The following is an 8,911-nucleotide window of genomic DNA, read 5'->3' as shown; positions in this document are numbered from 1 at the left end:
GGGGGAGGACAAGGCCTGTTCCAGAGCCTGTTGCAGTAACGGAGGGAGCGTCCATGCATGCATGCTCGACCCTCGGAAGGGCAGCGCGGCACCGAGCTCGGCCAGGCGAGGTGCATCGAGGGCCAGCGTCAGGGCGCGTATCCGCTGGCCGGGCGGCTGTGTGGCTTGCAGTCCCTGCTGCGCGTCGAGCGTCACGCTTAGCGCCATGCCACCGGTCAACCCCAGGCGCTGCTGGCCCAGTCTCACTTCGGCTTGCCCTTCTAGCATGACGATGATGGACAGTGGGGTGGGGCGGCGTGAACGCGAGTCGTAGCGCTGCAGCACTTCGATATCGGAGGCGACGACTTGCATGCCCCGCGCGGGGGCGAGTTCTCGAATACGGCCCCGTATTACCGGGGCTCGGTGCGCCGCACCCGCCGCAAGCGTGGGGAAGCGGTAGTCAATGCCATAGCGTTCGCCGTAGGTCCGCAGATCACGTGGCGTGTGATGACATGTCGCTTGGGCAGGCTGAATCATGAGGCCACCCCGCGCTTCGATTGGCGGGCACGGCAGGTTAGAGGACAGTTCTCGCAGTAGCCGAGTTCGTCGATCAGATAGCGGATGCAGCAGAGGCGGCGTACCCGCTGGGGTTCGTCGCCATCGGCGGTCCGATAGCGCACGGGGCGGTAGAGGGGGTTGCGCTGGCCATCGGGGAGAATGGCCGCTTCCAGGAAGGCAAGCGCCGGTGCATTGGCGTCCGGTGGCGCCAAGGGGTGGTGCGCGAGCGCATGAGCGAAATACTCGAAGTAGTTGCCGGCGTTGCTCCAGAACACCTTGGGCGAGGCGCTGCTGAGCTTGGCCAGCGTCTCGATCAGCGGGGCCAGGTGGCCGTCGAGCAGAGTGGCGAAGCGTTGCGGGGATTCTCGCGTGTCCAGTGGTTGCCCTTCGTGGCGCAGGATCAGTCCCGTCGTCTGGCCGTCCCGATCCTGCGCCAGGCGCAGGCGGTCGAGGTCCAGGGGCAAGTCGCGCCCCAGCACCAGATTGGCGGCCAGCCCGGTCGCCAGCAAGCAACTGAAGTGCCATTTCGACCACAGCGACGCTACGGCGCGACGATCGCCATGGCCATGGCGACGACCGAAGCGTGTCATCAGCTCGTCGAGGTAGGGTGGATCGAGCAGGTCCGAGCCCGCCACGCCGGCTGTCGTCGCGTCGTGTCCCAGGCGAGCCGGCGCCAGATTCTCCAGCGGCCCGACGTAGAGCTGGGGCAAGACATAGGGCAAGGGTTCGTCCACTACGGCTAGCCGGGGCATTCGAGACGCGCCTCAGTGGGCAACCGACCGGAATATACCGGGACGTGTCGTGGCTATGCCCCGGCGCGGTCAGTCGTGAAGTGACGGAACGTTATGGCAGCGCCCAGCATAGCAGGAGTCGAGTGAATATCAATGAGATTGATTGGCATTAATTGATAGCGCTGGCATGGCTGAGTGGAGTGACGTTGCCGGCATGCAGGCTGAGCGAAAACGCCCGGCGCATGGCCGGGCGCAATCTTGCGGACCTATGCCTAGAGCATGAGGTCGTCGGCGCGCAGGGTATCGATGCCGAGCACCGAGATCTGCAGATCGACGACGCCGTCGCCGTTCACATCGCCCTGTACCAGGTCGCCTTCGCTGCGCAGTTCACCTGCCGTGCCGCTGAAGGCGGCGTTGCCAACCCAGGCGAAGGCCTGATCGCCCTCGCTGGCCAGGTCGGCATCGATGTGGGAGAGATCGATCAGGTCGCCTTCGTTGCGATCGAAGTCGACGATGATGTCGCTGTCAAACGCCGTGGACTCTAGAGTCGAGAGGTAGACGAAGCGATCGCCTCCTGCGCCACCGGTCAGGCTGTCGCTGCCCAGGCCACCGTAAAGCGACTCGGCATCCGTCGTGCCGACGATGATCTCGTTGGCCTCGGTGCCGATCAGGCCCGTGTCGTCACGGGCCGGTTCGCTCGCCAGCTCACCCGTGGCGGCGATGTCGCCGGGCAAGGCGTGCTCGCTGCCTTGAACCTTGTAGGAGAAGCGCCACGTCTCGCCGGGCTCCAGCACCGTGCCGCTATTGGCCGCATCCACGATATAGCCCGAGTCGCTGACTGTGAACGAGCCGTTCCACAGGTCCGTGATCGTGCCGGGCAGGCTGAAGCTCACCGCTGGCTGGTTGATGGTCACGTCCGAGCTATTGGTCACGAACACCTCCGTCATGTAGCCGCTCGACCAGGTCTTGGTGATGTTGCTGCTGACTTCAAGGAAGTCCGACGCCGTGGGGGCGGGGTCGAGCGCATCGACCAGCGCGGCATCGGCGAGTTCGCCAGCCACCAGAGCGCCCGGGTCGAGCGTCAGCTCGGTGCCGTTCAGGGCTAGCGACGTCGGCAGTTCGCTGGTGGAAGCATACGCCTTGAAGGAGAAGCGCATGACGCCGCCTGCCTTCAATACGTCGCTGCCTTCGTAAGCGACCTGATAAGTATCGCCGGAGCGTGCCAGCAGCGTCGCACCATAGAAGGTGGTGATTTCCGCCGGCAGCGTAAAGGCGATCTCGGGATCTGCAATATCGGTGGCAGAGTGGTTGGTGATCTCCACTCGCATCACGTAGCCACCCGCCCAACGATTGACCACGGCCAGCCCGACGTCTAGCTCACTGGCATCGAGTGCCTCGGGGACGTCGGGTGCCGGGGCGTCGACGGTGCCATCCGCATTGCTGGGCTCGGTCGTCGTGATCGGTTCGATCGTGCTCGATTCCGGCATCGATTCGACAGGCTCTTCTGTAACGGTCTCTTCCTCGGCAACGGGTTCGTCGCCGATGGTTTCCGGCTCGAGAGGAGCCAGAATCTCTTCGGGGGTTGGGACTGCAGCAGAGCCGCCTTGCGAGATCGTGCGAGTGGCAATGTCGAGGACGGTGCCATCGGCGAACAGCGCACGCTCGATATCGATTAGCGTATTGTCGTCGCTGTTGCCATCGAGGGAGACGCTGCCGTCGTCATTAAAACGGATCTTGTAGGCGCTATAGTCCTGCTCAAGGTGAGCAATATCGAAGCCGGCACCGCCGTCGAGAACGTCGCTGCCCAGGCCGCCACGTAGAATGTCGTCGCCGGTACCGCCAATGAGCGTGTCGTGGCCCAGGGCCCCGTCGAGATAGACGCCGTTGTCGGTACCCTGGATGACGTCATCGCGGCGCGAGCCGACCACGTAATCGAAGGTGATCTGGTTGGCGCCGGCCTCGGTGATGGCGCCGAAGGTCTCGCCGCCGCTGTTGTACCACACCACGGTCGACATTCCGTCGGCATCGGCATCCCGAATCGAACGCTCTACGTGCACGGTGTTGTCGTGATCCTGGCCACCATGGAAATTGATGTCGCGGTCTGTGGAGAGCACGTGTATGTCATTGCCCACCGAGGAGCGCCACGAGGCGAACAGCACGCTGTGGCGCATGCCCGAATCCTCGAGATTGGTCAGGTTGCCGTCGTAGCTCTCACGCAGTTCAAAAGCGTAGCCATTGCCACCGCTGCCCTTGTTGAAGGCTCCGTGGGCACCGAGAGAGTCAGCGGCCAGGTCGAGGCTGAGCGCGAATTCGAAAGCCGTGGAAGGGCCGTCGATCACTTCTATGTCTTCGACCCGAGCCCCCACGGTGCCGTTGAGCTTGATCGCCTGATAGCCGGTCAATTGGTTCAGCGTATTGCTGAACACGCCCTTGTCGGGGGTGCCCAGATCGTACTCTACCGTGAAGCCCTGCAGGGTCACGTTCTCCAGCGCGTCGAAGCGCTGAATCTTGGTCGCGCCGCCGTCGAAGTCGAAGTGCACGCCTCGGTCGAGTACCACCGTGCCGCCATCGACCGAGACCACCTTGGCCATGCTGGTCCGCAGCGGGGCATTCAATTTCTGCCAGGAGGTATCGCCGATCTCATCGAAGTATTCCTGGGTGTTGTCCTGCCAGATGCGTACGGTATCGCCCACCTGCAAGCCATGATTCGTCTTGAGCGACAGGATACTGTCCCCCTTGGCGGCATCCTGGTTCAGGTAGCCGGCAAATCGCGTTGCCGTGCTCTCCACCAGGAAACCGTGCGAATCGCCAGCGGCAAGTGATTCATCGGTGAAGGTAATGCGGGTCTCACCACGTCCCGCGCCGACGATGGTGATATCCGAGCGGGCGATCGTGATCATGTGATCGAAGCGGTACTCTCCCGCTGCCAGACGCAGGATGCTGCCTTCCGGCGCGCTGTCGATCAGTGCCTGCAGTTCGGCGGCGGTGATCGCCGGGCCGATGGGGATTTCACCCTCGACGGATGAACTGGATTCTACGAGAGTCGTCTCGACGGTCTCGACGGTCTCGACGACCTCGGTGGCTTCGGTAGTCTCAATGGCCTCGGAGGCCAGCAGCGCTTGCGCTTCGGGCGAATACTCGGGACTGACGCCATTGACCGTCAGGGCGTCGGGCAGCTTGCCGCTCTCGCTGAGGACCTTGAACTTGAACCTTACAGTCTCGCCCGGGGCGATATCGTTGTCGGTGTCATCGTCGATGATGGAGTAACGGTTATCGCTGTGTCCGGCGACCACGCCATCCCAGATATCGGTGATGGTGCCGTCGAGCGTGAATTCGACCCGATAGTCGACGATCGGTTGGGTTCCCTGGTTGGTGATGAAGATTTCCATCACGAAGCCGCCATTCCACTGGCTGCCGAGAGAGGCATCGATGAAGGGACGCATGTAACTACCGCCATTGATAGGTAAACAGACCGCCGGGGCGGGCAGGGTGTCGGCTGCGGCAGAAGAAGAGCGCATGCGAGCCAGAACGAGGCTCGGATTGCATGGCCGGGCAGTCAGTTGCCCATCGCCGTCCCTGGATTCATCTATCGGGCAGAACAACGCGAATATAGCGCTTCGCTCCGTTTCGCTTTGGAACGAAAAGCGTACATTTCTTTACGCAATTCCTAAGCTAACTATGGTGGCCGAGAAGCTCTCCGAGCGCATGAGGGGTGGTCGGCGAGACATACCGAGGATTGATAACTATTATCATTAATGGCATCATCCTACGCCGCCCATCCAAGGCTACCGTTCGCCGTTACCGTCTCGGGAGTTACACCAGTGAGATCGTTTCGCTACCCCTGTCTCGTGAGCCTGCTCTGGCTGGGGCTTGTTACGGCGGCCATCGCCGATCCTGATGTGCGCGAGGAGGCCGCACGGGCCCAGCACAGCCAGGCCGAACTGCAGGCACGTATCGACGAGGCCGATGACGAATCACGAGCCATGCTCGCCGAACTGCGCGAGCTGGAAAGAGCAGGCCGCCGTCTCGAACGTGAGAATGCCGAGCTCGCACCACGCCTGGAGCAGCGTACCGACGCACTGGAGCGGCGCGAAGCCGCTCTGGACACCCTGGAGGAGACGCGGGAAGCCCTTCCGGCGCTACAGGCACGACTCGTCGAGCGCCTGGAGCAGTGGGTCGACGACGACATGCCCTTCCTGCGTGACGAGCGCCGTGCTCGCGTGGCAAGCCTGCAGTCCATGGAGGCCGAGCCATCTTCCGCCGCGCGTTGGGAACGCATCGTCGGGGCATGGCGAACCGAGCTGGAGTACGGGCGTGAATTCGATGCCTGGCGCGGTTACCTGGAAAGCGAGGGGGCACGGCGTGAAGTCGACTATCTGCGCCTGGGGCGCATCGGCCTGTATTACCTGACGCCCGATGGCCGCGAGGGGGGTGTCTGGGAGGCGGAGTCCGAGCGCTGGGCGGCGCTCGGCGAAGCCCAGCGCCGCGAGGTGCGTAACGGGCTGCGCATCGCACGCGATCGCCGGGCCCCCGAGCTGCTGACGCTGCCGATCTCGCAGCCGCTCGAAAGCACTCGGGAGGGCGACGCATGAGAACGCCACACTACGTTATCGGTCTGCTGATAGCCGGCCTCTTGGCCGTTCCGGTTATGGCCCAGGCTCAATCCGAGCCGTTGAATACCCTGCGTGCCGAACGCGAGGCCGCCGAAGCCCGCGATCGGGCGCGCTTGGCTGAACTGCTCGAGGATCGCGAAGCACTCGAGTCCGCCCTCGAGGAGGCACGCGCTGCACATGAGGCGGCCGAAGCCCGCAACGCCGAGCTGCAGGCTGAGGCGCAGGCGCTTGATGAACGCCAGGCCGAGCTGGATGCCAGGCAGCAAGAGCAGGGCGACGACCTGGAAGCCATCCTGTCCTCGCTGGCCCGCCACAGCGGCGAGCTGCGCGACAGCCTGGCCGACAGCTGGCTGGTCGTGGTGGGAGGTGAGCTTCCGCCACGCCTCGACGATGCCGAGGTGCTCGAGCTCGATCATCTGGAGGCATTCGCCGATCGTCTGATCGACCTCACCGCCGATACGGGGCGGGTGGTTCGCTTCGAGGCGCCGGTCGCAGCCGCCAGCGGGGAGATCGCGCCGCGTCAGGTCGTACGCTTGGGCGATTTCGCCGCCTTTACCGAGGCACATCTGCTGCGCCGCGGTGCGGATGACGAGGCATTGTCGGTGGTGGAGCGTACCCCGCGTGAGGTTGCCTCTCGTCTCGCCGATTTTCATGCCGGCGAGTCACGCTCCCTGGCGCTCGATCCGACCCGGGGGGAAGTGCTGTCCGCCCTGGCGCAGCGCCCGAGTCTGGTGGAGCGTTTTCATCAGGGGGGAGCGGTAGGTTATGTCGTCGTGGGGTTGGGCGCCATCGGTCTGCTGGTGGCCCTCTTGCAATACCTCTACCTGCTGCGCGTCAGCCTGGCCATGCGGCGTCAGTTGCGCGATTTGAGTACCCTGCACGATGACAATCCGCTGGGACGTGTGCTGTTGCGATTCCGCGCCCTGGCGGACGACCCCATTCCGGAAGCACTGGAGGCGCGCCTCGATGAGGCCGTGCTCGCCGAGTTGCCGCGTCTCGAGCGTGGCCAGCCGTTGGTCAAGCTGCTCGCTGCGGTGGCGCCCTTGCTGGGCTTGCTCGGGACCGTGACCGGGATGATCGTGACCTTCCAGGCGATCACCGTGTTCGGTACCGGCGATCCACAGTTGATGGCCGGCGGCATCAGCCAGGCGCTGGTCACGACGGTGCTGGGCCTGATCACCGCCGTGCCGCTATTGTTCGCGCATACCGCTTTGGCCGGTCGCAGCCGCCACCTGGCGGGACTGGTGGAGGGGCAGGCCAGTGCCGCCCTGGCCGAGCATCTCGAACGCCGCCCGAGCGGGCCGGACGCCACCACCGGGAGCGCGCGACGCGATGCCGCCCTGGTTTGAACCGTTGGAACGCCTGGTCGAGGCGGGCGGCTCGGTCCTGGTGGTGATCGTGCTGGTGGCCATGTTGCTGTTCAGCCTGGCCCTCGAACGCGTGTGGTATTTCCGCATCACCTATCGCCGTGCGCGGCGGGCGCTCATCCGTCGCTGGGCGGCCCGCCGTGACCACCTGAGCTGGAGCGCTCTGACCCTGCGCGAAGTGTGGGCCCGGGAATTGATCGGTCGGCTGCGCCGGCCGCTGCCGTGGCTTCGACTACTGGTGGCATTGTGCCCATTGTTGGGCCTGCTGGGCACCGTGACCGGCATGATCGCCGTGTTCGACAGTCTGGCCCTCAGCGATACCAGCCAGGCGCGCGCCATGGCCGACGGCGTGGCACGAGCCACCCTGCCGACGCTGGCGGGCATGGCAGTGGCGGTGGTGGGGCTGCTTTTCACCAGTCGCCTCGAGCATATCATTCGACGCGAGGACCAGCGCCTGCACGACCGTCTGGCTCGCGCCGTGGAGGAGTCCGATGCGTAGACGTCGCCTTGTCGCCGACGACAGCGAGACCAGCGAGGTCAATCTGACCCCGATGCTGGACGTGGTTTTCATCATGCTGATCTTCTTCATCGTCACCACCAGCTTTATCAAGGAGAGCGGAGTGGAGATCCAGCGCCCCGAATCCAGCGAAGCCAGCCCTCAGCCCGATGCCCAGGTGATGGTGGCGATCACTCCCGAGGGAGCGGTTTGGGTCGATGGCCAACCCGTTGACCTGCATCGCGTTGGTGGCGAAGTGGCCGAGCTGGTGAGCGATGACGGCTCGGTAGTGATTCAGGCCGATCGCGAGTCGACGACCGGCCTGCTGATCGAGGTGATGGATCGCATTCGCGAGGCCGGCGTGGAGCAGGTGGCGGTGGCCGCTAGCCGGAGCCGGCCATGACCCGGATACCCCTCTCCTCGTTGGGGGGTGTGGCCCTGGCGCTCTTGTTGTTCTGGCTGCTGGCATTGCTGGTGACGCCCCCGGAGGAAGAGTTCGACGTGCTCGATACGAGCATGACCATGAACATGGTCGACGCACCCGAGCCCCCAGCACAAAATGAGCAGGAAGAAGCGCTCGAACCCAGTGCCGAACCGCCGCCTGTGACGGAAACCGCGCCGCCTCAGCCGGAGCCGTTACCGCCATTGGAGAGTCGAATCAGTCTGCCGGAGCCTGAGCTGCCACCCGAGCCGGTTGAGCCGGTGGAACTCGATACCCGTCTGCCCGAGCTCAGCGAGGTCCAGCCTGAACCCGAACCGGCGCCTGAGCCGACCCCCGAGCCTGAGCCGGCGCCTGAACCGCCCCCCGAGCCGGCGCCGGCCTCCGAGCAGAGCGCACCGAGCGAGGCGGCGGCGCAAGGCCCCCAGGCCGAGCAAGCCACACCCGCCGAGCAAGGACCGGTGGACGTCGGCGAAATCGCGCCGACCAGCCGCGTACCGCCGGAGTATCCGTCACGAGCCCAGCGGCGTGGCCTGGAGGGACATGTGGAGCTGCAGTTCCTGATTCGCCCCGACGGTAGCGTCGACCGCTCGTCGATTCGTGTGGTCGAATCGCAGCCGCGCAACGTCTTCGACTCGGCCGCCGAGCAGGCCGTGGCCCGCTGGCAGTTCGAGCCTGCCGATGGTGTACGCCGGGCGCGCCAGCGCCTCGAGTTCCAGTTGAGGTAG

7 protein-coding genes and 1 pseudogene are annotated in these 8,911 nt (G+C 64.8%); 5 read left to right on the top strand and 3 right to left on the bottom strand.

The genetic code is table 11. The features are described 5' to 3' along the window. The 3 genes and pseudogenes from CYJ07_RS17855 to CYJ07_RS20795 all read right to left on the bottom strand — a co-directional run. Positions 1 to 351: pseudogene (locus CYJ07_RS17855) on the bottom strand (AraC family transcriptional regulator); the annotation flags it as partial. A 161-nt stretch (positions 352 to 512) separates the two neighbouring features. Continuing rightward, on the bottom strand, positions 513 to 1,289 hold the full coding sequence (gene fhuF, locus CYJ07_RS17850) for a siderophore-iron reductase FhuF (RefSeq protein WP_104205071.1): 777 nt from the start codon (positions 1,287 to 1,289) through the stop codon (positions 513 to 515). A gap of 251 nt (positions 1,290 to 1,540) precedes the next feature. Next, the gene (locus CYJ07_RS20795) at positions 1,541 to 4,711 is read right to left on the bottom strand and encodes a cellulose binding domain-containing protein (protein WP_104205070.1); all 3,171 of its coding nucleotides are present in this window, start codon (positions 4,709 to 4,711) and stop codon (positions 1,541 to 1,543) included. 378 nt (positions 4,712 to 5,089) lie between these two features. Here CYJ07_RS20795 and CYJ07_RS17840 point away from each other — a divergent pair, with 378 nt between their 5' ends. Genes CYJ07_RS17840 through CYJ07_RS17820 form a run of 5 tightly spaced genes read left to right on the top strand, consistent with a single transcriptional unit; the run spans position 5,090 to position 8,911 of the window. Beyond that, positions 5,090 to 5,860 (top strand): DUF3450 domain-containing protein, encoded by a 771-nt coding sequence (locus CYJ07_RS17840; protein WP_231489680.1) that lies wholly within the window; start codon positions 5,090 to 5,092, stop codon positions 5,858 to 5,860. Next, entirely contained in the window at positions 5,857 to 7,230 is a 1,374-nt protein-coding gene (locus tag CYJ07_RS17835) for a MotA/TolQ/ExbB proton channel family protein (RefSeq protein ID WP_104205068.1), read from the top strand. Before CYJ07_RS17840 ends, CYJ07_RS17835 begins: the two co-directional genes overlap by 4 nt. Then, complete coding sequence (locus tag CYJ07_RS17830) at positions 7,214 to 7,747, top strand: MotA/TolQ/ExbB proton channel family protein (protein WP_104205067.1); 534 nt, start codon at positions 7,214 to 7,216, stop codon at positions 7,745 to 7,747. Before CYJ07_RS17835 ends, CYJ07_RS17830 begins: the two co-directional genes overlap by 17 nt. Next, positions 7,740 to 8,147 (top strand): ExbD/TolR family protein, encoded by a 408-nt coding sequence (locus CYJ07_RS17825; protein ID WP_104205066.1) that lies wholly within the window; start codon positions 7,740 to 7,742, stop codon positions 8,145 to 8,147. Before CYJ07_RS17830 ends, CYJ07_RS17825 begins: the two co-directional genes overlap by 8 nt. Beyond that, positions 8,144 to 8,911, top strand: coding sequence for an energy transducer TonB (locus tag CYJ07_RS17820; RefSeq protein WP_104205065.1), 768 nt, complete (start codon positions 8,144 to 8,146; stop codon positions 8,909 to 8,911). Before CYJ07_RS17825 ends, CYJ07_RS17820 begins: the two co-directional genes overlap by 4 nt.

Origin of the sequence: Billgrantia saliphila, assembly GCF_002930105.1 — a bacterium.
Classification (GTDB): domain Bacteria; phylum Pseudomonadota; class Gammaproteobacteria; order Pseudomonadales; family Halomonadaceae; genus Halomonas; species Halomonas saliphila.
Note: the sequence above shows the minus strand (reverse complement) of the source record. Positions and strands in the feature narration are given on the sequence as shown.

What these genes read in the sequence shown, in the direction of transcription:
- CYJ07_RS17820 (WP_104205065.1), top strand. Translation starts at nt 8,144, where the DNA reads ATGACCCGGATACCCCTCTCCTCGTTGGGGGGTGTGGCCCTGGCGCTC.
- CYJ07_RS20795 (WP_104205070.1), bottom strand. Translation starts at nt 4,711, where the DNA reads ATGCGTCCCTTCATCGATGCCTCTCTCGGCAGCCAGTGGAATGGCGGC.
- CYJ07_RS17825 (WP_104205066.1), top strand. Translation starts at nt 7,740, where the DNA reads ATGCGTAGACGTCGCCTTGTCGCCGACGACAGCGAGACCAGCGAGGTC.
- fhuF (WP_104205071.1), bottom strand. Translation starts at nt 1,289, where the DNA reads ATGCCCCGGCTAGCCGTAGTGGACGAACCCTTGCCCTATGTCTTGCCC.
- CYJ07_RS17835 (WP_104205068.1), top strand. Translation starts at nt 5,857, where the DNA reads ATGAGAACGCCACACTACGTTATCGGTCTGCTGATAGCCGGCCTCTTG.
- CYJ07_RS17830 (WP_104205067.1), top strand. Translation starts at nt 7,214, where the DNA reads ATGCCGCCCTGGTTTGAACCGTTGGAACGCCTGGTCGAGGCGGGCGGC.